The following is a 23,073-nucleotide window of genomic DNA, read 5'->3' as shown; positions in this document are numbered from 1 at the left end:
GGCTCACGCCGCGAGGTCCACCGCCCGGAACGCGAGCCACAGGTCGTACCGGGCGCTCGGAGTCCGGAGCAGCGACCGGCACAGCACGGCCTCGATCCGGGTGAGGCGCTTGCGCGCACCGGGTACGGATATGCCCAGCGCGGAGGCCGTCGGGGCCAGTTGGGCCTCGCAGCCCAGCCACGTCCGCAGGGTCTCCTCGCCCATGGGGCCGGCCCGGCCGAGGAGCCGCAGCTGCTGGACGGCCCAGTCCTGGACGCCCGGGGAACGCAGGACGGTGTCGAGGCCGCCGGTCTCCGCCGCACCCCAGGGGCGGGAGGGGCGGAGGGCAGGGGTGGCCCTGATCCTGAGGGCCAGGTCGACGGCCGCCTGGTCGGCGACCAGGTTCAGGTCGAGGCCGAGGAGTTCGCCGACGAGCTTCAGCCGTGCGGCCAGGGTGTTGCGGTGGATCTTCAGGTGCTGGGTGGCGTGGGAGGAGAACGCCAGCCAGGACGCGACGGTCGCCGACAGCTCCTGGCTGCCCGGGTCCTGCGAGCGGCGGGGCAGATGGGTGAGGAGGGGTGCGAGCAGGGCATCGGCCCACCGCGCGCCGGCGGCGCCGACGACCAGCGCGGGCTCCGGGGCGGTGCCGAACCTGGCGTGTCGCCCGGGGAGTCCGCGGGCGACGGCGAGGGCGTGGAAGGCCTGCTGGTAGGCGGTCGCCGTGTCGGGCAGCCGCACCTCCTCGCTGACGCCCACGACGCAGTCGTCCACGAGCCCCGCGACGGCCGGACCGAGCGAGCGGCCGCTCTCCGCCCCCTGCTCCCCGGCCTCCTCGTCCGCGGGCACGATCAGGATCAGGTGGCGGGCGTAGACGGGGCAGCGCACGATCCACGTCCGCCCACCGGAGGCCTCCGCGCAGATCCGGGCCACCTCGTCCCGCTGCCCGCCGGAGCATTCGACGACGCAGACACGCACGGGGTCGGGGAGCTTCGGCCGCAGCGCTCCCGCCACCTGGCGGGCGATGGAGAGCTGGCCCGTCATCAGGAGGTGCAGCACGGCCTCACGGCTACGGGACTCCGCGAGGTCCACCCGTCGCCGCTTGCGCTCGACGCTCTCCGACGCCCAGGCCAGGGCCAGGGGCATCACGGCGTCGGCCATCAGCGTGGCCAGCCCGCCGGGAAGCGGCTTGGGGGCGACGACGGCGAGGACCGGGCCGCGGCGTTCGGACGTCCGGTCGAGGGGGGCCCGGTCGAGGGGGAGCAGCAGCGCGGCGCTCCCCTCGGTGTCGAGGGAGTACGACCCGGCCCCACGGGCCGTCAGTTCCCGCGCTGCGGAGGCGGCGAGACCCGCCGCCTCGTGGGCCGGCCACCGCACACTGCCGGCCGCGGCCTGGAGAACCGTTCCCTCCCCGTCCAGGATCCCGGCCCAGCCCTCCGCCCGCCGGGCCAGCCTGCGGAGCAGCTCCGGCGACCCGCCGGTCCGCGCCAGCCGGTACATCAGCAGTACGTCGTCGGCCCGTTCCCGCGCGCGCACGTGTCCTCCGATCCCCCGAACCGGAGTGCAGAGTACCGGTCCGGTTGTGCGGTTTGATACCCGTCGCGGGCCACACAGTGCGAATTGAACCTCCCGGCCCGCCGCCCCGCCCCCTTAGAGTCCGCAGCGTGCTCCGGGACGTCCGTGAGACGTCGGGGGACGTCGGGACGGCCCGGATCCGGGGGCCCGAAGACGTCGGGGGACGTCCGGAGGCACGGCGGCAGCGGCTCACGGGGGTGGTCGCTGTCGTCGGCCCGCGGCGACTGTCAGTGGTGCCGCCTAGCGTTGGTTCTCGACCGTGTTGCACTCCGGACGAGAGAGGCCCCGCAGTGGAGTTCCGTATGGAGCGTGGCGCACTGACCGATGCCGTGTCCCGGGCGGCCCGGGTGCTGCCGTCGCGTTCGCCTGTCCCCGTCCTCGGCGGTCTCCTCCTCGAAGCCGACATCGGCCGGCTCAGGGTGTCGGGGCTGGACTTCGAGGCGTCCGCCCGCGTCGAGGCGGAGGCGCACACCGTCCGGCCCGGGAAGGTCCTGGTCATGGGGCGGCGGCTGCTCGACATCTGCAAGGTGCTGCCCGAGGGGCCGGTGGAGTGCGCGGTGGAGGGCTCCCGCTTCACGGTCACGGCGGACGGCTCGCGCTTCGGTCTCTCCGTCCTGCCCCTCGACGACTACCCGGCTCTGCCCTCGCTGCCGGAGGTCCACGGCGAGGTGGCCGCCGGGGAGTTCGCCACGGCGGTCGCGCAGGTGACGGTGGCCGCGGGGCGGGACGACAGCCTGCCGGTGCTCACCGGCATACGCCTCGGGCTCGACGGCTCGACCATGACGCTGGCGGCGACGGACCGGTACCGCTTCGCGGTGCGCACCCTGCCGTTCACGGCGGCCACGCCCGACGTGGCGGCCGACGTCCTGCTGCCGGCCCGTCGGCTGTCCGAGATCGCCCGGTCGCTCGGCAGGGCGGGCAAGGTCGACGTCGCGGTGGACGGGGGCTCGGCGGGATTCGAGCACGCCGGGACGCGCACGACGGTGCGCCTTCTGGACGGCCGGCTGCCGCGGCACGAGAAGCTGTTCGCCCTGGCCGGCCCCGCGGTCGTGGTGCTGGACCGGGCCCGCCTGGTGGAGGCCGTGAAACGGGTCTCCGTCGTCGCGGACGGCGGCAGCCCCCTGCAGATGACCTTCACCGGCGGGCCGGACGGCGCGGTGACACTTCAGGCCGGATTCGAGGACGACGTGGCCTCGCAGCGGCTGCCGGCGGCCTCGGACGGCACCGCGGAGATGACGGTGGCCTTCAACCCCCAGTACCTGATGGACGCGCTGGCCTCCTTCGAGGACACGGCGGTCCGGATGAAGCTGATGGGCCCGGGGCAGCGCGCCATGATCACCGGCGGGGAGGAGACCGGGACGCCCTCCCACCAGCACCTGCTGATGTCCGTGAAGCCGACGCTGCTCTGACCTCTTCGGCGCCGGCCCCGCGCTCAGCCCGGCAGTGTCGCCGCCTCGCCGACTGCGGCGAGCAGCCAGACGGGGAATTCCGGGTCCGCCTGCCCCACGGCCAGACCGAGCCACCGCGTGCCCCCGGGGACGCGCCAGACCTGCATGCTGCCCGCCAGGTTGCAGAGCTGCCCCATCGGCTCCGGAGCGGCGTCCGTGTCCTCCCGCTCCAGATAGGGCCAGAGGTCCACGGTCTCCGGCTCGCCCCACCGCTCGCTCAGGGCGGTCGCCAGGACACTGAATTCGTCCTCGATCTCCTGCTCGGCGGGCTCGACGTGCTCGGGGGACCGGTCGTCCCAGAAGTCCTCACTGGCCCGCAGGATCAGCAGGTGGTGCCCGGGGCCGCTGCTCCGCCCTCCGCTGTCCTCACTCTCCTCGCCCGCGGGGAAGGGCAGGGCGAGGACGTCGTCGACCAGGGCGAGGCGGGCCTCGGTGGTCGCGGGCGGTGTGCTGTCGCTGTCCGTGCTCATGGTGCGTGATCCTGCCAACCGGCCCGGCGGGAACACGAATCGGGGGCGCCCGACCCGGAAGACGAATCGGGGGCGCGCCCGGCCACGAGCCGGACGCGCCCCCACTCCCCGGGGTGGGGCCGGGCTCAGCAGCTCAGGTTCGAGCCAGGGGTGGTGCCGAGGATCTGGACGAACGCCTGGTACTTGTTGATGCGGCTCTGCACCTGGGCGGGGTTGCCGCCGTTGCACTCGATGCTGCCGTTGATGGACCGGATGGTCTCACCGAAGCCGGCGCCGTTGACGATGGCGTTGTGCGGTGTCATGGTGCCGGGGCCGGACTGCGTGTTCCAGTACCAGAGACCGGTCTTCCAGGCCACGGCCGCGTTCTGCTCCACCTGCCACGGGTTGCCGAGCAGGTCGATGCCGAGGGCGTCACCGGCGGCCTTGTAGTTGAAGTTCCAGCTGAGCTGGATCGGACCACGGCCGTAGTAGGCGGCCTGGCCGGCCGGGCAGCCGTACGACTGGCTCGTGTCGCAGTAGTGCGGGTAGTTCGCGGTGTTCTGCTCGACGATGTGCACCAGACCGCCGGTCTCGTGGCTGACGTTGGCGAGGAACGCCGCCGCCTCCTGCTTCTTCACCGTGTCGCTGCCGGTCTTGGCGAAGCCGGGGTAGGCGCTCAGGGCCGCGGTGAGGCCGCTGTACGTGTAGAAGGAGTTCCGGCCCGGGAACATCTGGTTGAACTGGGACTCGCTGACGACGAAGCCCGAGGGGTTCGGCTCCTCCGTACCGCCGGACCCGCAGGTGCCCTGGTCGGCCCAGACGTCGACCGTGCCGGGGCGCTCGTTCTGGGTCCACCACTTCGCGGACCAGTTGTGCCCGTTGTACGAGGCGGAGCCGCCGCCCCAGTAGACGGCGGAGGCGCTCCAGGCCGGGGCACAGGCGGCGGCCGCCGCCGTGGTGGCGGGAAGAATGACGAGCGTCGCGACGACCACGCCCAGCGCGGCGATCAGGCTCATGACACGTTTGAACACGCGATCACTCCTTCGGCGCGGCGCTCGCGCCGGGCGGGCGCCGCCATGGGGGGTACGGCCACTCAAGCGTCGATGGTCTGGACCTGTCAAGGTCTAGACCAGAACTCGGCGCATTCACGGCTACCGCCAATCCGCCTTGTCCATAAGCCCGTTGAACGCGAGGCGAACTTCCCCGGAAGGAATCCGGAGGCTCCCCCACCACACGGTCCGCGGTCGTACGGTGACGCCGTCCGGCACACCGCACCCACGAGGGAGCGCGCACACCATGGATCGGCTGTTCACCCCCGAGAACGTCATCGCCGTCCTCACCGCCCTCCTGGGCGTCGCGACCTCGGCGGGCGTGCTCTGGTACGAACGCCGCGTCCCGCGCCGCAAGCGCATCGGCTACCGCGTGCAGATGGACACCCCGATCGGCAGCGAGGTCAGCCAGGGCCGGGCCAACGTGCGGCTCGGGCTCTTCGACGAGACCCCGGACATGGCCGACGCCACTCTCGTCCTGCTGCGCATCGAGAACGACGGCTCGCAGTCGATCGTCGACGAGGACTACACCGGACGGGGCGAACTCAACGGCCTCACAGTGGAGTTCACCGGACGGACGGTCCGCGGAATCGCCGTGACCCACTCGTCGGACGCCGACCACCTGATGGATCACTTCACCCCGGCGGCAGGCCTGCGGCACGACGGCTCGGTCATCCGGCTGCCGCGCGTCCCCCTCAACCGCAACGAGCACTTCAAGCTCCTGGTCCTGCTCACCGGCTCGCACGTGGGCGGCCCGGTCAAGGTCACCGGCGGCATCCGGGACGGTGCCGTGGCGCGGAACAAGGCTGCCCGGCCCGACGAGAAGCCTCCGCTGTTCGGCCCGGCGTCGAGGATCATCACCGTGGCCCTCACCGCCTGCGTCGTCACGCTCGCCGCCATCATCGTCGTACGGGACGATTCCCCGCCCCCGATGGACTGCGCCCGGGGCACCCTCACCGTCACCGGCTCCACCGCGTTCGAGCCGGTCATGGAGGAGCTGGAGCAGAAGTACGAGGACGAGTGCGAGGGCGCCGACATCCGCCTGGACATCCACGGCAGCAACGCCGGTGTGCGGAAGCTCGACGCCGCCGGCCGCAAGGCCGGATCCGCCGGTTCTCCTCCCATGGTCGCCCTGTCCGACGGCCCCGGACCGGCCGCCCTCACCGAGCTGCACGGGAAGCGGGTCGCGATCTCGCTGTTCTCCCTCGTCGTCAACGACTCGGTGCCGGTGAAGGACCTCTCCACCGACCAGATCAGACGGATCTACAGAGGCGAGGTCCGCAACTGGGACGAGATCGCCGAGGACGGCCCCGACCTGCCCGTCCGGCTCGTCAGCCGGGACGCCAACTCCGGTACGCGCGAGGTGTTCCAGCGCCGGGTCCTGGACGCCAACGAACCCGCCACGTCCTCTCGCGACTGCGTCACCAAGGACTACGACGAGGCCCCGGTCCTGCGCTGCGAGCTCGACGGCACGGACCAGGTCCTGGCCGAGGTCGCCGAACTCGACGGCGCGATCGGCTACACCGAACTGCGGGGCGGCACGGTGCCCGAAGGGGCGCACCGGACGACCATCGACGGCGTCGCCCCGTCCGTCGACACGATCGCCACCAGCAGCTACCCGTACCGCGAGATCGAGTACGCGTACACCTACGGGTCGCCTCCCGCGAACTCCCTGGTGGCCGGCTTCCTGAACTACCTGGACAACTACGGCGAGGAGATCATGCGCACCAACGGCCACCTGCCCTGCGCGACGCCGAGGGGGATGCGGCTCTGCGGGGAGGACCGGGCCCTACCGGAGTAGGGGGCGGGGACAGCACCGTGGGATCTCGCGGGCGGCTCGGACCTGCTCCTGGCCTCCGCGCCCATGGACACCCCACGGACGCTCTCCCCCCGGCTCCCGGCCGCACGCTCCCACCCGGCCCGCCGTACCGCCCGGCGCGGGGGGAGCGGTCACCCTCCTGCTGGGCATGGCCCGGGGGCCGTTCCACGGGTTCGTGGACCAGGGCCCCTACGACCACTCCTGGGGCGGCCCCGGAAGGGCGGGGGCGTGGCTCGCGCACTTCGCGATCTCCGTCCCCTGCTCCCTCGCCGCGATCGCCGCCCTGTACGGCGTCGCCTCGCTCCATCGCCGGCTGACGGCGCCGCCCGACGGCAGCGCACCGATGGCAGCACCCCTGCGGCGCCGGATCCGTACCCGGACGAACGACGGCGGCCGGACCTTCCCCGTGGAAGGTCCGGCCGCCGTCGCGCGATCTCCTACAGGAAGGAGTTGATCTCGATCGTCTCGGTCCGGCCGGGGCCGACACCGATCGCGGAGATCGGAGCGCCGGACATCTCCTCCAGCGCCTTCACGTACGCCTGCGCGTTCTTCGGCAGGTCACCGAAGGTCTGGGCCTTCGTGATGTCCTCGGACCAGCCCGGCAGCATCTCGTAGATCGGCTTCGCGTGGTGGAAGTCGGTCTGGCTGTAGGGGAGCTCCTCGACGCGCTTGCCGTCGATCTCGTACGCCACGCACACCGGGATCCGCTCCCAGCCGGTCAGCACGTCCAGCTTGGTGAGGAAGAAGTCGGTGAGGCCGTTGACCCGGGTCGCGTACCGCGCGATCGGGGCGTCGAACCAGCCGCAGCGGCGGTCACGGCCGGTGGTGACACCGCGCTCGCCGCCGATCCTGCGCAGCGCCTCGCCGTCCTCGTCGAGAAGTTCCGTCGGGAAGGGGCCGGCACCGACACGGGTGGTGTAGGCCTTGAGGATGCCGATGACGCGGCTGATCTTCGTCGGGCCCACGCCGGCTCCGGTGCAGGCGCCGCCCGCGGTCGGGTTCGACGAGGTGACGAAGGGGTACGTGCCGTGGTCGACGTCCAGCAGCGTGCCCTGACCGCCCTCGAAGAGGACGACCTTGCCCTCGTCGATGGCGTCGTTCAGGATCAGCGTCGTGTCCGCGACGTACGGCTTGAGCTGCTCCGCGTACTGGAGCATCTCCTCGACGATCTTGCCGGCCTCGATCGCGCGCCTGTTGAAGACCTTGGCGAGGAGCTGGTTCTTCTGCTCCAGCGCCGCTTCGACCTTCTGCTCCAGGATCGACTCGTCGTAGAGGTCCTGGACGCGGATGCCGACGCGGTTGATCTTGTCGGCGTACGTCGGGCCGATACCGCGCCCGGTCGTGCCGATCTTGCGCGTACCGAGGAAGCGTTCCGTCACCTTGTCGACGGTGACGTTGTACGGAGTGATCAAATGAGCGTTGCCGCTGATCAGGAGCTTGGACGTGTCGATGCCTCGCTCGTTCAGGCCGCTCAGCTCGGAGAGCAGGACAGCCGGGTCGACGACGACACCGTTACCGATGACCGGGGTACACCCCGGCGACAGGATTCCGGAGGGGAGGAGATGCAGTGCGTACTTCTGGTCGCCTACGACGACCGTGTGGCCGGCATTGTTGCCGCCCTGGTAACGCACCACATAGTCAACGGATCCACCGAGGAGGTCGGTGGCCTTCCCCTTGCCCTCGTCACCCCACTGAGCACCGAGCAGCACAAGTGCGGGCACAGGCGTACACCCCTTCCGGGCGGGGCATGTCCAAGGTCAGGGGGCGTACGTAAAGGTCGTACCTGCCGCACGACGATGTACGGCAAAGCCTGAGCCGTCGAACCGGGTGCCCCGGAATAGACGAAGCCCCTGGCGCAATAGCGCAAGGGGCTCTTGCACCAAGATGCTACCCGAGGAAGGACCGAGGTGTCGGCTGCAGAGCCCCCCGGCGACGGCGACCACCAGCTACTCGTACTCGTCGACCCCCTTGCCCGCCGCTATGACGGCGAGTCCGTGCGCATCGCGAAGGACGTGCTGAGCGCGGGCGCGCACGCCAAGATCTGCCTTCCGGACGGCCCCGACGAGTTCGCCAGGGCCCTGTCGCGGCGGGGTTCCAGACGTCCGGTCCTCGTCGGCGACGACCACGCGCTGCTGCGCGCGGTCTCCCAGCTCCACAGGGAACGGGAGCTCTCCGAGAGCGCGCTCTCCCTGATCCCGGTCGGCGCGGCACACACTCTGGAACTCGGCTACGCACTGGGCGTGCCCCGGGGCGCGGTCGCGGCCGCGCGCACGGCGCTCGACGGGACCGCCCGCCGGCTGGACCTGCTCGTCGACGACAGCGACGGAGTGGTCCTGGGCGAGCTGCGCATACCGGCGGCCAGACCCTCGCCGGGCCAGCCCCACACGGTCTGGGACACCTGCCGCACCCTCGTGGCCTCCCTGGTGCGCCCCGCTCCCCCCTCGCCCTCCGGTCCCTCCCGGGCCCACCGGCTGCGGGTCGAGGCGGACGGCGTCCTCCTGAACGACCTGGACCGGCCGGTCGAGGACGTCTCGGTGACCGCCCAGGGCGACGGCGGTCTGGCCGACGTGGTGATCCACACCGCCTCGGGCGAGACGTACACGGCCGAGGCCAAGGCGGTCACGGTCTCCGGCCCGGACTTCCGCTACCGGGCGGACATACAGGTCGGGGGCCCCGTCAGGACCCGCACCTGGACCGTACGGGCGGGCGCCTGGGGGCTGGTGCTCCCCGCGGCGGGCGGCTGAGCCCGGGCCCCCGCGGCCTCACCCCGGCGTCCTGCGGCTCTCGCGCCACCGCTCCAGGACACCGACCAGTTCGGCCTGCATGAACGCGAAGAACTCCGCCGTCTCCACGAGCCGCGAGCCCGCCGGGGTGTCCTCGCCGAGGGAGCGTGCGCCGTCCCGCAGCGTGCGCTCCCAGCGGGTCAGCACCTGGTCGCGGTTGGCGAAGGTGGCGTACCAGATCTCGTCGTGCAGGCGGTAGCGGTCGCGGCGGGAGCCGGGGTCCCGTTCGCGGCCGACCATGCTGACCTGGGTGAGGTAGTTGACCGCCCCCGACACCGCGGCCGGGCTGATCCGCAGCTGCCTGCCGAGGTCCGCCGAGGTCATGGAGCCGTCGTCGTCGGCGAGGAGCGACGCGAAGACGCGTGCGGCCATCCGCTGCATCCCGGCTTCCGTCATCTCGGCCGCGAAGCGCTCGACGAAGCGCGACACCGCGTCCTCGTCGCGCCCGGTCTCCCTGTTCTCCCCGGTCCCGCCGGTCATGTCTTCCGCCGCCTCCCCTGCTCCGATCACGGCACGACTTTATACGCTTCCTTAACTTCACAACTTTGTGAAGTGAGCGTACTTTCAGAAACATGACGAAGGCAATCACCGTCGCCGGGCTGCACAAGTCGTTCGGGCGGACGCACGCGCTGGACGGCCTCGACCTCACCGTCGAGACGGGTGAGGTCCACGGGCTCCTCGGTCCCAACGGCGCCGGGAAATCCACCGCCATCAGGGTCCTGCTGGGCCTGCTGCGCCCCGATTCGGGCGCGGCCCAGCTGCTCGGGAAGGATCCGTGGCACGACGCCGTCGAGCTGCACCGGCGCCTGGCCTACGTACCCGGCGACGTGGAACTGTGGCCGGGCCTCACCGGCGGGGAGGCCATCGGTCTGCTGTCCCACCTGCGCGGCGGGGCCGACAAGCGGCGCCGCGACGAGCTGATCGAGCGCTTCGGCCTCGACCCGACGAAGAAGGGCCGCGCCTACTCCAAGGGCAACCGCCAGAAGGTGGCCATCGTCGCCGCCCTGGCCTCCGACGCGGAGCTCCTGCTCCTGGACGAGCCGACGGCGGGACTCGACCCGCTCATGGAGGTGGTCTTCCAGGACGTCGTCCTGGAGGCGAAGGCCGCGGGCAGGACCGTGCTGCTCTCCAGCCACATCCTGGCCCAGGTCGAGCGACTGGCCGACCGGGTCAGCATCGTCCGGCTCGGCAGGACCGTGCAGTCCGGGTCGCTGAGCGAGATGCGGCACCTCACGCGTACGACGATCGAGGCCGAGACGGCCCGACCCGCCGGCGGGCTCGACGGGCTGCCCGGGGTGCACTCCGTGGAGATCACCGACGACGGTGCCGGCGGCGGGGGCCGGGTGCGGTTCGCCGTGGACGGCGGTCACCTCGACGCAGCCGTGAGCAAGCTCGCCGAATTCGGTGTGCGCAGCCTGGTCAGCCATCCGCCGACCCTGGAGGAGCTCATGCTCCGCCACTACGGCGACGAGCTCGCCGCCAACGGCCACGGTGGAGCCGCCTCCCGGGAGGCGCGATGACCACGGCGACCGCCACCCGGACCCCTTCGGCGGCCCGGGCCCTCGCCGGCCCGGGAGCACTGGCCGGGACCCGCGCCCTCGTCCGGTTCAACCTGCGCAGGGACCGCGTCCGGCTGCCCGTGTGGGTCCTCGCGCTGTTCCTCGGCACGCTCTCCACGGCCGACAAGTTCAGGACGCTCTACGCCGCCCCCGAGGACCGCGCCTCCGTGGTCACCACCATGGACAGCCCCGCCGGGCTCGCCATGACCGGACCCGCGCACTATCTGGACGACTACACCTTCGGCTCGATGCTGGGCCACCAGATGCTCGGCTTCGTCGCCGTGCTGACGGGGCTCATGAGCGTCCTGGTCGTCACCCGGCACACCCGCGACGAGGAGGAGACCAACCGCGCCGAGCTGGTCCGCTCGACCGTCGTCGGACGCCACGCGCACCTGGCCGCCGCGCTCTGGGTCGCGCTGATCGCCGACCTCGCACTCGCGGCTCTGCTCGCCGCCGGACTCGGGGCCATGGACCTGGCCCCGGGCGGCGCGACGGGCGCGGTGCTCTACGGCCTCGCGCACGCGGCCGTCGGCCTCGTCTTCGCGGGTGTCGCCGCGATCACCACACAGATCACCGCCCACACCCGGGGCGCGTCCGGCATGGCACTGGCCGTCGTCGGGGCCGCCTACGTCCTGCGCGCCGCCGGTGACGCGGGCGGGAACGACGCGCTCTCCTGGCTCTCCCCGATCGGCTGGATCCAGCGCACCTACCCCTACGTGGACAACCGCTGGTGGCCGCTGCTGCTCTGCGCGGCACTCGCCGTCCTCTGCGCCGGCACCGGATTCGTGCTGTCGACGCGGCGCGACGTGGGCGCGGGGCTGCGCGCCGCCCGGCCCGGCAGCCCGACGGCGTCCGGCGCGCTGCTCCGGCCCCTGGGATTCGCGCTGCGGCTGCACCGCTCCGTGCTGGCGGGATTCGGTGCGGGCCTGTTCGTGATGGGCGCGATGTACGGGTCGATCCTCGGCGAGGCCGACGACATGCTGAAGGGCATCGACCAGATCCAGGACGCGCTCCGGAGGACCGGAGGCGCGAGCACGGCCGAGTCGTTCGCCTCGATGATCATGGTGATCCTCGCCGTCGTGGCCTCCGTGTACGTGGTCATGGCGACCCTGCGCCCCCGGGCGGAGGAGAACGCTGGCCGCGCCGAACCCCTCCTGGCGACCGGCCTGTCCCGTGCCCGGTGGATGGGGAGCCATCTCACGGTCGCCCTCGCGGGCGGCACCGCCCTGCTGGTGTCCGCGGGGATCGGGATCGGTGTCCTTGGTGCGGCGTCCACCGGCGACCCCGGGCTGGTGCTCTCCCTGACGGGCGCGGCACTCGCCTACGCACCCGCGCTCTGGGTCACCGCCGGGGTGGCCGCGGTCCTGTTCGGCTGGCTGCCCCGGGCGGTCCAGGCAGCGTGGGCGGTCCCGGTGTACGCGTTCGTGACCGGCTATCTGGGCCAACTGCTCGGGTTCCCCGACCGGATGAACGACCTGTCCCCCTTCGGCCACGTCCCGCGGCTGCCCGCGGCCCCCATGGAGTGGACGCCCCTGGCCGTCCTCACCGCGGTCGCCGCCGCCCTGATCCTGCTCGGCCTGGAGGGTTTCCGGCGGCGGGACCTGCTGACCAAGTAGGGCCGGCCTCCGGGGGCCCGGGTCCCGCGCCTCAGATCTCGACCAGCAGCTCCCGCAGCCCCCGGATCACATAGCCGGGGTTCCACTCCGGCTCGGCCACCAGCCGCATGCCCGGCGCCCTGCGGAGCAGCTCACCGAAGGAGGCGTGCAGTTCGAGGCGGGCCAGCGGAGCGCCCAGGCAGTAGTGGATGCCCGCCCCGAAGGAGATGTGCGGGTTGTCCTGACGGGAGAGGTCCAGCGTCTCCGCGTCGGCGAAGCGCTCCGGGTCCCGGTTGGCCGACGCGAAGAGCAGGGCGACCTGCGCACCGCGCGGGATGACGGTGCCGTCGATCTCGATGTCGTCCAGGACCCACCGCGCGAACATGGGCACCGGGGTGTCGTAGCGCAGCAGCTCCTCCACCGCGGTCGGCAGCATGCCGTGGTCCGCGCGCAGGGCGGCCAGTTGCTCCGGGTGCCGGAAGAGCATCCACCAGCTGTTGGCGGTGGCGTTGACGGTCGCCTCGTGACCGGCGTTGAGCAGCAGCACGCAGGTGGAGATGATCTCCTGCTCGGTCAGCCGGTCCTCGTCGTCGTGGGCGGCGATGAGGCCGGAGATCAGGTCCGCCCCCGGATCCGCGCGCCGCGCCTCGATCAGTCCGCGCAGATACGCGGAGAACTCGACGGAGGCCCGCACCGCGGCCTGTGCGCTCTCCTCCGGCGGGTTCAGCTCGAACATCCCGCAGATCGCCGCCGACCACGGCCGCAGCAGCCCCCGGTCGGCCTCCGGGACGCCCAGCATCTCGGCGATGACGGCGACCGGCAGGGGCTCCGCGACCGCGCTCAGGAGGTCGCCGCCGCCCGCCGCGACGAAGTCGTCGACGAGCCCGGCTGCCAGCCGCTCCACGGTCGGGGCGAGCGCCTCGACCCTGCGGGGCGTGAACGCCTTGGCGACCAGCCGCCGGATCCGGGTGTGGTCGGGGGCCTCCAGATCGAGGATCCCGTTCCCGTTGAGCGTGTGGAACGGCTCGTGTGCCGGGGGCGGCCCGGTGACACCGAACTCGTCGTGGCCGAAGCGGTGGAGGTAGGTCCGCCCCAGCCGCCGGTCGCGCAGCAGCCCGGACACGTCGGAGTAGTGCGGGACGAGCCACTGCCGCGTCGGCTCGAAGTAGTGCGCCCGGCCGGTGGCGCGCAGCGCGGCGTAGGCGGGGTACGGATCGGCGACGAACGCCGGGGACCAGGGGTCGAAGGACACGTGCATGGGCCGACGCTATCCGGGCGTGACCAGCCGCGCCTCGTACGCGAACACGGCGGCCTGGGTCCGGTCCCGCAGCCCGAGCTTCACCAGGACGCGGCTGACGTGCGTCTTGATGGTCGACTCGGCGACCACCAGGTGGGAGGCGATCTCCAGGTTCGACAGCCCCTGTGCGATGAGCACCAGAACCTCGGTCTCCCGCTCGGTGAGGTCACCGATCCTGGCCATGGCGGGCGGCCGCGGCGCCTCGGCGATCTTCGAGAACTCGGTGATCAGCCGCCGGGTCACCGTCGGGGCGAGCAGCGCCTCGCCGGACGCCACCACCCGCACGCCCTCGGCCAGCTGCCTCGCCGAGGCGTCCTTCAGGAGGAAGCCCGAGGCGCCGGCCCGCAGGGCCTGGTACACGTACTCGTCGAGGTCGAACGTGGTCAGGACGAGCACCTTGGCGTCCGCGTCGGCGGCGACGATCTCACGGGTCGCCTCGATGCCGTTGAGCTCCGGCATCCGGATGTCCATCAGCACCACGTCGGGCCGTAGGGCGGCGACCTGCGAGACGGCCTGCCGCCCGTCGACGGCCTCTCCCACGACCTCGATGCCGGGCATGGCGTTGAGCAGCACGGAGAAGCCTTCGCGGACCATCATCTGGTCGTCGACGATCAGCACCCGGATGGGCGAGGCGCTCACGCGTCCTCACCACCGTCGCGCTGAGCCGGTACGGGCAGGAACACGGCGACCTCGTACCCGCCGTCCTCCGTCGCCCCCGCGGTCATCTCGCCGTTCAGCATCGCGACCCGCTCCCGCATCCCCGTGATTCCGTGACCGGCCCCCGGCGACGGCTTGACCAGCCCCCGCGCGGGGCCGTTGACGACGCGCACCCCGAGCCCGCCGAGCACGTAGCCGATCTCCACCTTGGCGGCGGCGCCCGGAGCGTGCCGGAGCGTGTTGCTCAGCGCCTCCTGCACGATCCGGTACGCCGACAGCTCGACGCCCTGGGGGAGCTCCCGCACCGCGCCGGTGACAGTCTTCTCCGTCTCCAGGCCCGCCTCCCGGACGTTGTCCAGCAGCCGGTCCAGCGCCGCGAGGGTGGGCTGCGGGGCGTTCGGCACCTCGTAGTCGTCGGCGCGTACGACACCGAGGACGCGGCGCAGCTCGGTGAGGGCGGCCACGGCGTTCTCCCGGATGGTGAGGAAGGCCTGTTCCAGCTCGGGCGGCGGGTTCTCCACCCGGTACGGCGCCGCCTCGGCCTGGATGGCGACGACCGACATGTGGTGGGCGACGACGTCGTGCAGCTCGCGGGCGATGGTGGTGCGCTCCTCCAGGAGCGTGCGCCGGTCCCGCTCGACGGCGGTGACGGTGCGCTGCACGATCACCTCCCGCTCGGCCTCACGGCGCACCTGCACCATGGCGACGAGGAGCAGGGCGAACGCCGAGGTGACGGCCATCGGCGCGGTGTTGGAGAAGCCGGGACCCAGATTCCCCAGGAGGCTCCCGACGAGCAGGGTGATCAGCCACATCCAGCCGGCTGTACGGGGCCGGGTCCTCGCCGCGACCACGACCAGCACGCCGAGGTGGCAGACGAAGGCGTTCGGCTGCCAGGGCCAGTCGCCGCTGCCCACGACGGCCACCACCGGGGTCGCGACGATCGACACCCAGAACGCGAGGACGGGGCGGACCAGCGTCATCAGCAGCGTGGCGGCCGGAAGGAACGCGGTGATCACGGTCGCGATCCCGAACGGGGAGTAGTAGTTCGACGCGAAGACGCCTTCGAGCAGCGCGATCAGCGCGACGCCGCCCACCACCGCGTGCGGGAACCAGACGGCCCGCGTCCGGACCGGCTTCGGCAGCCGGCGGATCACCGGTCCGTCCGTGCCGAGCGGCCCGAGCGGCCGGTAGTCGAAGACATGGTGGAAGAGGTCCTGCCGCAGGCCGCCTATCGCCCCTGCGGCCAGCCGGAACTCGGGGCTTCTGGTCTTGGTCTCGGTCACGCTTCCACGGTAGGCCGCGCCCCGTGCTCCGGTCGTCACCAGTGATGCGGATCCCTGGCCGTCCGTCGCAAGTACTACCAGGCCAGCTGGGCGATCTCCTCGGCCACCACCGCGCAGGCGTCCGCCGCCGGGTCGATCAGGGGAAAGTGCCCGATCCCGTCCAGCAGCGTCAGCCCCACCATCTCCCCGGCCTTCGCCGCGGCGTCCACGAACGCCTCCGTGACGGCCGGCGGCACGGTGGTGTCCTCCACCCCCTGGACTACGGCCGTCGCGATCCCGGTCGGCAGCAGCAGGGCCGGATCCACGTGAGCGCTCCGCGCCTCGAAGTCTTCTTTCCCGCCGAGGAGTTGGTGCAGCGCACCCGAGCAGACGTCCAGCTCCACCGCGCTCGCGAAGTCCCCGATGGGCGCCAGCGCGACCACGCCGCGCAGCGGCGGCGCTGCGGGCAGCCGCCATGGCGAGCCCTCCGGGAGCACGTGCCGGGCGGCGGCCCACAGGGCGAGCTGCCCGCCCGCCGAGTGGCCGGTGACCACCGTCTTGCGCGGATCCGCCCCCGGCAGCTCGCGGGCCACCAGCGCCGGCAGCGCGTCCATCGCCGCCGCCACGTCGTCGAAGGTCTCGGGCCAGCGGCCCGCGACCGGGCCCGCCGCACCCTGCTGCGGGATCTCACCACCGCGCCGGTACTCGACACTGGCGACGGCGAAGCCGCGACGCGCGAGGAAGTCCGCGAACGGCGACACGTGCTGCCGGTCGTACGGTGCCCGCCAGGCACCGCCGTGCAGGAGCACGACGAGGGGAGCCCCGGCCCGGCCGTCCCGCGGGGCGAAGAAGTCGATCACCTGGTCGGGGTGGCTCCCATAGGCCGCGGACCCGTCGGGGGCGACCACCGGGTGGGCGAACGCCGACTCGGTCTCGGCGGCTTCGCGATCACGCGCGGCAGAATCCGACATGCTGCTCCAACCGTCCTACGCCTGTGCCCAACTGGACTGACCTGCGGGGACGGTACCAGTACGGCGGAGCGCCGCCGCACGGGCCCGGAGCGCGGACCCGTGCGGCCGGGGACGCTCAGACGGCGAGCACCTCCGAGAGGATGCGCGCCGCCCGCTCGGCGTCGGCGAAACCGACGTACAGCGGGGTGAAACCGAAGCGCAGGACGTCCGGACGGCGCAGGTCGCCGACGACGCCGCGCTCGATGAGCACACGCATCACTTCCCCGGCGCCGTCGCACCGCAGCGAGACCTGGCTTCCGCGCTCCGCGTGGGAGACGGGGGTGACCGAGGTGACCCGGCCCTCGGGGACGTAGGCGGCGACGCACTCCAGGAAGAAGTCCGTCAGCGCCAGGGACTTGGCCCGTACGGCCTCCACCGGCACGCCGTCCCACACGTCCAGGGCCGCCTCCAGGGCCAGCATGGACAGGATGTCCGGCGTGCCGACCCGGCCCCGCACGGAACCGTCCGCCGGGGCGTACCCGGGGGTCATCGCGAACGGATCGGCGTGCGAGGTCCACCCGGGCAGGGGTGAGTCGAAAGCCCCCTGATGGCGCTCGGCGACGTACAGGTAGGCCGGCGAACCCGGGCCGCCGTTCAGGTACTTGTACGTGCAGCCGACGGCCAGGTCGACTCCGTGCGCGTCGAGTCCCACCGGCAGGGCGCCCGCGCTGTGGCACAGGTCCCAGACGGCGAGCGCCCCCGCCCCGTGGGCGGCGGCGGTGAGGCCGGGAAGGTCGTGGAGCCTGCCCGTGCGGTAGTCCACGTGGTTCAGGAGGACCGCCGCCGTCCGCGGCCCGAGCGCGGCCGGCACGTCGGACGGGGCGACCGGGACGACGCGGTGGCCCGTCATACGGGCCGCCGACCCGGCGATGTACCCGTCCGTGGGGAAGGTCGTCGCGTCGACGAGGATCTCGTCGCGCCCCTCGCCCGCGAGCCTGGTCGCCGCGACGACGGCCTTGAAGACGTTCACGCTGGTGGAGTCGCCCACCACGACCTGTCCCGCGGCCGCCCCGACCAGCGGGGCGATCCGGTCGCCGATCCGCTCGGGCGCGGTCCACCAGCCGCTCTCGTCCCAGGAGCGGATGCGCAGCGCGCCCCACTCCCGGGTGAGGACGTCCTGCATGCGCGCGGGCACGTGCCGGGGCAGCGCGCCCAGCGAGTTCCCGTCGAGGTAGACGGTGTCGTCGAGGGTGAACAGCTCGCGCAGCGCGGCCAGTTCGTCGGCGGTGTCGAGCGCCTCGGCGCGCTCCTTGAAGTCAGACATGGCTACGCGCCGTCCACAGCTCGGGGAACACGCTCTTGGTGGCCCGCTTCTCCAGCCAGGCGACCCCGGCGGATCCGCCGGTCCCGGTCTTCGACCCCATCGCCCGGCGGGTGGCGGTCAGGTGGTCGTTGCGCCAGCGCCACACCAGCTCGCCGACATCGGTCAGCACCTCGCCGAGCCGCACGAGCTCGTCGTTCTGGTCCGGGGCGGCGTAGATCTCCGCCCAGACTGCCTCGACCGCGGGGGACGGCTCGTACTTCTGCGACAGGTCCCTCCGCAGCACCGACCGCGGCACGGCGTATCCACGGCGGGCGAGCAGGGCGAGCGTCTCGTCGTACAGACCGGGCTCGTGGAGCGCCTTCTCCAGCTCGGCGTGGACACGGGGCGCGCCCCGGTGCGGCACGAGCATGGACGCGGACTTGTCGCCCAGCAGGAATTCCATCCGGCGGTACATCGCCGACTGGAAGCCGGACCCCTCGCCGAGCGAGCCGCGGTAGGAGTTGAACTGGGCGGGGGTCAGACCGGCGAGCGGCTTCCAGGAGGCGTTCAGCGCCTCCAGCTCCCGCAGCGAGCGCTTCAGCGCGTCCCGGGCGACCGGTATGCGGTCCTCGCGCAGGGCGTGCGCCGCCGTCTCCCACTCATGGACGATGACCGTGAACCACAGCTCCATGACCTGGGTGGTGACGAGGAAGACCATCTCGCCGGGATCGTCGGAGCGCAGGTGCTGGAGGTGGGTCAGGACATCCGCCTGGACATAGTCCTCGTACGGAGTCGTTCCCGCGAAGTCCAGGTGCGGGGTCTCCGCACCGGTGGCTTCGGGGTCGGGGTGGTTCGTCGACATTTCTGTCTCCTCGACACGAGCTTCCGGGTAGCGGTCCGCCCCTTCCTCTGAGGTGGTGGAGCTCCGGTCCCCTGCTCGGCATCCTAACGGCCTTCCGCGGAACGCGTCGGGCCCCGCGGGCTGCTGCCCGCGGGGCCCGGAAGCCTGGAGCGTCTCAGCCCAGGGTGTCGGCGGCGGTCTGCGAGGAGTCGCGCAGGAACGACGAGCAGCGCTCGTACTCCTCCTGCTCGCCGATCGACTGCGCGGCGCGCGCGAGGGCGTGCAGGGCCCGCAGGAAGCCGCGGTTCGGCTCGTGCTCGAACGGGACGGGGCCGTGGCCCTTCCAGCCCGCGCGGCGCAGGGCGTCCAGGCCGCGGTGGTAGCCGGTGCGGGCGTAGGCGTACGACTCGATGACCCGGCCGCCCTCGTACGCCTCGTCGGCGAGCTGCGCCCAGGCCAGCGAGGACGTGGGGTACTTCGCGGCGACATCGGCGGGCGCCGTGCCGGCCGCGAGCAGCTCGCGCGGCTCCGGGTCGTCGGGCAGGTGGGTCGGGGCGGGGCCCCCGAGCAGGTTCTCGTGGATGGACATGGTTCAAGTGTGCCTGGGCCGGGGGTCCGGTTCCAAGGGCGGGGCCGTCACCCCGCAGTGCGTCGTGCACGCCGGACGGGGCTCCGCACGGGCCGCGGGAACCGTCCGCACGGCCCACCACGCGATCACCGAGCCCGCCACCAGCAGCCCGGCGCACATCGGCATCGCCCGCCGGAACGTCGAGGCGAACTCCCCCGCGTCGCGGTACGCCTCCGGGCCCATCCCCGCCAGCAGCGGGAGGGCGGCCACCGCGAGGAGTCCGGCGGCCCGCGCGGCGGCGTTGTTGATGCCGCTGGCGAGACCGGCCCGGCCGGTCTCCACGGCGGCCAGGACGGTCGCGGTGAGCGGGGCCACGAGGGTGACCATGCCGAGCCCCAGCACCATCACGGCGGGCAGGACGTCCGTCAGGTAGGAGGCGCCGGGACCGACCCTCAGCATCAGGAGCATCCCGGCGGCGGCCAGCAGCGGGCCCACGGTGAGCGGGATGCGGGGCCCGATACGCCGGCCGAGGTCACCGGCGGACGCGGAGAAGAGCAGCATCAGCACCGTCGTGGGCAGGAGCGCGGTGCCCGCGCCGAGCGCCGAGTAGCCGGCGACCACCTGGAGCTGGATCGCGGACAGGAAGAAGAACCCGCCGAAGGCCGCGTACACACAGAACGTCACGATGTTGACGGCCGTGAACTGGCGCGACGCGAAGATCGACGGCGGCACCATGGGGTCGGCCCGGTGCCGCTCCACCTGCACGAAGGCCACTCCGAGGAGCACCCCGCCGAGAGCCGCACCGATCACCATGACGGAGGCGCCCTGCTCCGGCACCTCGATCAGCGCGTAGGTGACCAGGGCGAGCGCGAGCGCGGCGAGGGCGGCCCCGAGCACGTCGAACCGGCCGTGGGCGTCGGGATCCCGGGACTCCGGCACGTGGCGCAGGGCCACCGGCACGCAGACGGCCGCGAGCGGCAGATTGATGAGGAACACCCACCGCCACCCCGGCCCGTCCACGAGCCACCCGCCGAGGAACGGCCCGACGGCCGCCCCGACCCCGCCGAACCCGGACCAGAGCCCCACGGCGCGGGCCCGGTCGTCGGGGTGGAAGCTCGCCTGGATGATGGCCAGCGAACCGGGGGTGAGCAGCGCTCCCCCGACCCCCTGCAACGCCCTCGCGGCGATCAGCACCTCAGCGTTCGGCGCGATCCCGCACAGCAGCGAGGCCACGGCGAACCAGATCACTCCGAGGACGAACACCCGCCGCCGCCCGAAGCGGTCCCCGAGCGCCCCGCCCAGCAGGATCAGCCCGGCGAGGGTGAGCATGTAGGCGTTGACCGTCCACTGCAGCGCGGCCAGATCGGTGCCGAGATCCTCGCCGATGCGGGGGAGGGCCACATTGATGACCGTCGAGTCGAGCAGCGCCATGGCGGACCCCAGCACGGTGGTCAGGACGACCCAGCGCCCCACGGGCGAGGCAACCCGGATCCCGTCGCCGTCCGCACCGTCCGCGTCAGTCATAGGAGCAGCATCACCGCTGCCGGGCCGGGAGGCCATTCATGAACGACTGTTCCGGCCCTGATCAGGCCACGGCCCGCACCGCCCGCACCAGCGCCGCCACCCCCGCCTCGGCCTTGCTCCGCGCGCACCCCACGTTCAGACGGAGGAAACCCGGCGCCCCGTAGACCGCCCCGGGCATGATCGCGACCCTCTCCCGCTCGATCAGCACCCGCTGCAGCGCCTCGTCGTCCACGCCCAGCGGACGGAGGTCGATCCAGGCCAGATAGCCGGCCTGCGGCGGCTCCCAGGCCAGCTCGGGAAGTTCCGTGTCCAGTCGCTCCCGGACCATCGCCAGATTCCCCGCGGTGTACGCGCGGACCGCGTCCAGCCATGCCGAGCCCTCGCGGTAGGCCGCGATGTGCGCGGTCAGCGACAGCACCGCCGGCGAGGCGAGCCCTTCCCCCGTCTCCATGCGGCGCAGATACTCCGTCCGGTCCCCGGGGTCCCCGATGAGCCCGTAGGAACCGGTCAGCGCCGGAAAGTTGAAGGACTTCGAAGCGGACGTGATGACGGCCCAGCGCCCGTCACCGGCCACTCGGGCAAAGGGCACGTGCGCGTACCCGTCGTGCACGAAGTCCGCGTGGATCTCGTCGCTGATCACCGCCACCCCGTAGCGGTGGGCCAGTGCGGCCGTCTCGCGCAGCTCGGTCTCCGTCCACACCCGCCCCGTGGGGTTGTGCGGCGAGCACAGCACCAGGACCTTCGCGTCGGCGCGCGCAAGCTCCCGTTCGAGGGCGGCGGTGTCCCCCACCGGCACACCCCGCAGCTCCCGCCCGAGCCCGAGCACCGCCTTGCGGAAGCCGTCGTACGTCGGGGTGTGGACGACCACGCCCTCGCCCTCGGCGGTCCACATCCGGAGCAGTTGCGAGAGCTGGCTGAGCACGGACGGGCCGTAGACCACCCGGCCCGTGTCGATGCCGGTGCCGTACCGGGTCTCGTACCAGTGCGCGACGGCGGACAGGAAGTCGTCCTGCTGCCAGGTGGTGTAGCCGAGGACCCCGTGGTCCAGGCGGGCACGCAGGGCTGCCAGCACCTCGGGAGCGGTCTCGAAGTCCATGTCCGAGATGGTGAAGGGCAGCAGCCCGTCCACCCCGAAGCGGTCGGCGACGCCGTCCCACTGGACGCACCAGGTGCCCCGGCGGTCGATGACGGTGTCGAAGTCGTAGCGCGCGGGCGTGCTCACAGCGGATCCCTCACTCCTCGGACATGGAGCGGGCCCGGCCCCCCGAAGGGAGACCGGGCCCGCACCTGCGTCCGTGACGTACTTACTTCAGCTTGGTGCCCGAGGAGCGCAGGTTGGCGCACGCCTCGGTGACACGCACGGCCATGCCGGCCTCGGCGGCCTTGCCCCACGTGCGCGGGTCGTAGGTCTTCTTGTTGCCGACCTCGCCGTCGACCTTCAGGACACCGTCGTAGTTGCGGAACATGTGGTCCGCGACCGGGCGGGTGAAGGCGTACTGGGTGTCGGTGTCGAGGTTCATCTTCACGACACCGTTCTCCAGCGCGGTGGCGATCTCCTCGGCGGTCGAGCCCGAGCCACCGTGGAAGACGAAGTCGAAGGGCTGGCTCCCCGCGGGCTTGCCGTACTTCGCGGAGACGCCCTGCTGGAGGTCCTTGAGGAGCTCGGGGCGCAGGACGACGTTGCCCGGCTTGTAGACGCCGTGGACGTTGCCGAAGGACGCTGCCAGCAGGTAGCGGCCCTTCTCGCCCAGGCCGAGCGCCTCGGCGGTACGCAGCGCGTCGTCGACGGTCGTGTACAGCTCGTCGTTGATCTCGTGCGTGACGCCGTCCTCCTCGCCACCGGTCGGGGTGATCTCGACCTCAAGGATGATCTTGGCGGCGGCGGCCTTGGCCAGCAGCTCCTGGCCGATGGAGAGGTTGTCGGCGAGGGTCTCGGCCGAGCCGTCCCACATGTGCGACTGGAACAGCGGGTTCAGACCCTTGGCGACACGCTCCGCGGAGACCTCGATCAGCGGACGCACATACGTGTCCAGCTTGTCCTTGGGGCAGTGGTCGGTGTGCAGCGCGACCGTGATGTCGTACTTGGCGGCGACGATGTGCGCGAACTCGGCCAGGGCTACGGCGCCCGTCACCATGTCCTTGTTGTACTGGCCGCCCAGGAATTCGGCACCACCGGTGGAGATCTGGACGATGCCGTCGCTCTCCGCCTCCGCGAAGCCGCGCAGTGCAGCGTGCAGGGTCTGGGTCGACGTCACATTGATGGCCGGGTAGGCGAACTTGCCTGCCTTCGCCCGGTCGAGCATCTCGGCGTAGACCTCGGGGGTTGCGATGGGCATCTGTCCGCTCCTTGGGATGTGCGGGTGTTCAGGCTTGGTCCCTGACCTGGGGGCGACGTCATCGTCGCCCTCATCTTCCCAG

General features: G+C 72.3%; 21 protein-coding genes. 6 read left to right on the top strand and 15 right to left on the bottom strand.

Annotated features, from left to right (window positions below; all coding sequences use genetic code 11):
- Window positions 1-3: 3 nt before the first annotated feature.
- A complete protein-coding gene (locus ACFUNE_RS29620) occupies window positions 4-1,476 on the bottom strand; it encodes a helix-turn-helix domain-containing protein (protein ID WP_383574428.1) in 1,473 nt (490 codons plus the stop codon).
- A gap of 365 nt (window positions 1,477-1,841) precedes the next feature.
- Between ACFUNE_RS29620 and dnaN the strand changes: the two genes are divergently transcribed.
- The gene (gene dnaN, locus ACFUNE_RS29615; RefSeq protein ID WP_383574347.1) at window positions 1,842-2,960 is read left to right on the top strand and encodes a DNA polymerase III subunit beta; all 1,119 of its coding nucleotides are present in this window, start codon (window positions 1,842-1,844) and stop codon (window positions 2,958-2,960) included.
- A 23-nt stretch (window positions 2,961-2,983) separates the two neighbouring features.
- On the opposite strand, the gene ACFUNE_RS29610 is transcribed toward dnaN, so the two are convergent.
- Together ACFUNE_RS29610 and ACFUNE_RS29605 are read right to left on the bottom strand one after the other, a co-directional pair.
- Complete coding sequence (locus tag ACFUNE_RS29610; protein ID WP_383574345.1) at window positions 2,984-3,469, bottom strand: hypothetical protein; 486 nt, start codon at window positions 3,467-3,469, stop codon at window positions 2,984-2,986.
- A 125-nt stretch (window positions 3,470-3,594) separates the two neighbouring features.
- Complete coding sequence (locus ACFUNE_RS29605; protein ID WP_383574343.1) at window positions 3,595-4,479, bottom strand: glycoside hydrolase family 19 protein; 885 nt, start codon at window positions 4,477-4,479, stop codon at window positions 3,595-3,597.
- 265 nt (window positions 4,480-4,744) lie between these two features.
- On the opposite strand from ACFUNE_RS29605, the gene ACFUNE_RS29600 reads away from it, so the two are divergent.
- Both ACFUNE_RS29600 and ACFUNE_RS29595 read left to right on the top strand, forming a co-directional pair.
- Entirely contained in the window at window positions 4,745-6,298 is a 1,554-nt protein-coding gene (locus ACFUNE_RS29600) for a PstS family phosphate ABC transporter substrate-binding protein (protein WP_383574341.1), read from the top strand.
- Between the two features lie 166 nt (window positions 6,299-6,464).
- Window positions 6,465-6,770, top strand: coding sequence for a hypothetical protein (locus tag ACFUNE_RS29595; protein WP_383574339.1), 306 nt, complete (start codon window positions 6,465-6,467; stop codon window positions 6,768-6,770).
- Here the strand turns inward: ACFUNE_RS29595 and ACFUNE_RS29590 are convergent.
- Window positions 6,754-8,037 carry an adenylosuccinate synthase gene (locus ACFUNE_RS29590; protein WP_383574337.1) on the bottom strand — a complete coding sequence of 428 codons (1,284 nt, stop codon included), beginning with the start codon at window positions 8,035-8,037 and terminating at the stop codon, window positions 6,754-6,756. The genes ACFUNE_RS29595 and ACFUNE_RS29590 overlap by 17 nt on opposite strands.
- A 186-nt stretch (window positions 8,038-8,223) precedes the next feature.
- On the opposite strand from ACFUNE_RS29590, the gene ACFUNE_RS29585 reads away from it, so the two are divergent.
- Window positions 8,224-9,060 (top strand): diacylglycerol kinase, encoded by an 837-nt coding sequence (locus ACFUNE_RS29585; protein WP_383574335.1) that lies wholly within the window; start codon window positions 8,224-8,226, stop codon window positions 9,058-9,060.
- A gap of 18 nt (window positions 9,061-9,078) precedes the next feature.
- Here ACFUNE_RS29585 and ACFUNE_RS29580 read toward each other — a convergent pair whose 3' ends face one another.
- Window positions 9,079-9,579, bottom strand: a complete 501-nt coding sequence (locus ACFUNE_RS29580; protein WP_383574426.1) for a GbsR/MarR family transcriptional regulator — start codon at window positions 9,577-9,579, stop codon at window positions 9,079-9,081.
- A gap of 92 nt (window positions 9,580-9,671) precedes the next feature.
- On the opposite strand from ACFUNE_RS29580, the gene ACFUNE_RS29575 reads away from it, so the two are divergent.
- Both ACFUNE_RS29575 and ACFUNE_RS29570 read left to right on the top strand, forming a co-directional pair.
- Complete coding sequence (locus ACFUNE_RS29575; RefSeq protein ID WP_383574333.1) at window positions 9,672-10,619, top strand: ATP-binding cassette domain-containing protein; 948 nt, start codon at window positions 9,672-9,674, stop codon at window positions 10,617-10,619.
- Entirely contained in the window at window positions 10,616-12,274 is a 1,659-nt protein-coding gene (locus ACFUNE_RS29570) for an ABC transporter permease (RefSeq protein ID WP_383574331.1), read from the top strand. Before ACFUNE_RS29575 ends, ACFUNE_RS29570 begins: the two co-directional genes overlap by 4 nt.
- A gap of 31 nt (window positions 12,275-12,305) precedes the next feature.
- On the opposite strand, the gene ACFUNE_RS29565 is transcribed toward ACFUNE_RS29570, so the two are convergent.
- The 10 genes from ACFUNE_RS29565 to fbaA form a co-directional block, all read right to left on the bottom strand.
- Complete coding sequence (locus ACFUNE_RS29565; RefSeq protein ID WP_383574329.1) at window positions 12,306-13,511, bottom strand: cytochrome P450; 1,206 nt, start codon at window positions 13,509-13,511, stop codon at window positions 12,306-12,308.
- Window positions 13,512-13,520: 9 nt separating this feature from the next.
- A complete protein-coding gene (locus ACFUNE_RS29560; RefSeq protein ID WP_383574327.1) occupies window positions 13,521-14,189 on the bottom strand; it encodes a response regulator in 669 nt (222 codons plus the stop codon).
- Complete coding sequence (locus ACFUNE_RS29555; protein WP_383574325.1) at window positions 14,186-15,490, bottom strand: histidine kinase; 1,305 nt, start codon at window positions 15,488-15,490, stop codon at window positions 14,186-14,188. The genes ACFUNE_RS29560 and ACFUNE_RS29555 overlap by 4 nt, the downstream gene beginning before the upstream one ends.
- A gap of 74 nt (window positions 15,491-15,564) precedes the next feature.
- Window positions 15,565-16,440 (bottom strand): alpha/beta hydrolase family protein, encoded by an 876-nt coding sequence (locus ACFUNE_RS29550; RefSeq protein WP_383574323.1) that lies wholly within the window; start codon window positions 16,438-16,440, stop codon window positions 15,565-15,567.
- A gap of 115 nt (window positions 16,441-16,555) precedes the next feature.
- Entirely contained in the window at window positions 16,556-17,743 is a 1,188-nt protein-coding gene (gene kynU / locus ACFUNE_RS29545) for a kynureninase (protein WP_383574321.1), read from the bottom strand.
- A complete protein-coding gene (locus ACFUNE_RS29540) occupies window positions 17,736-18,584 on the bottom strand; it encodes a tryptophan 2,3-dioxygenase family protein (protein ID WP_383574319.1) in 849 nt (282 codons plus the stop codon). The genes kynU and ACFUNE_RS29540 overlap by 8 nt, the downstream gene beginning before the upstream one ends.
- A gap of 154 nt (window positions 18,585-18,738) precedes the next feature.
- Complete coding sequence (locus tag ACFUNE_RS29535) at window positions 18,739-19,152, bottom strand: DUF3151 domain-containing protein (RefSeq protein WP_103515822.1); 414 nt, start codon at window positions 19,150-19,152, stop codon at window positions 18,739-18,741.
- Between the two features lie 3 nt (window positions 19,153-19,155).
- A complete protein-coding gene (locus ACFUNE_RS29530) occupies window positions 19,156-20,655 on the bottom strand; it encodes an MFS transporter (protein ID WP_383574317.1) in 1,500 nt (499 codons plus the stop codon).
- Between the two features lie 61 nt (window positions 20,656-20,716).
- Window positions 20,717-21,877, bottom strand: a complete 1,161-nt coding sequence (locus tag ACFUNE_RS29525; protein WP_383574315.1) for a MalY/PatB family protein — start codon at window positions 21,875-21,877, stop codon at window positions 20,717-20,719.
- Between the two features lie 82 nt (window positions 21,878-21,959).
- The gene (gene fbaA, locus ACFUNE_RS29520) at window positions 21,960-22,991 is read right to left on the bottom strand and encodes a class II fructose-bisphosphate aldolase (protein ID WP_383574313.1); all 1,032 of its coding nucleotides are present in this window, start codon (window positions 22,989-22,991) and stop codon (window positions 21,960-21,962) included.
- Window positions 22,992-23,073: the final 82 nt, after the last annotated feature.

This window comes from Streptomyces sp. NPDC057287 (assembly GCF_042667905.1).
Taxonomy (GTDB): Bacteria; Actinomycetota; Actinomycetes; order Streptomycetales; family Streptomycetaceae; genus Streptomyces.
The sequence above is the reverse complement of the archived record's forward strand: the minus strand, read 5'-3'. Positions and strand labels throughout refer to the sequence as shown.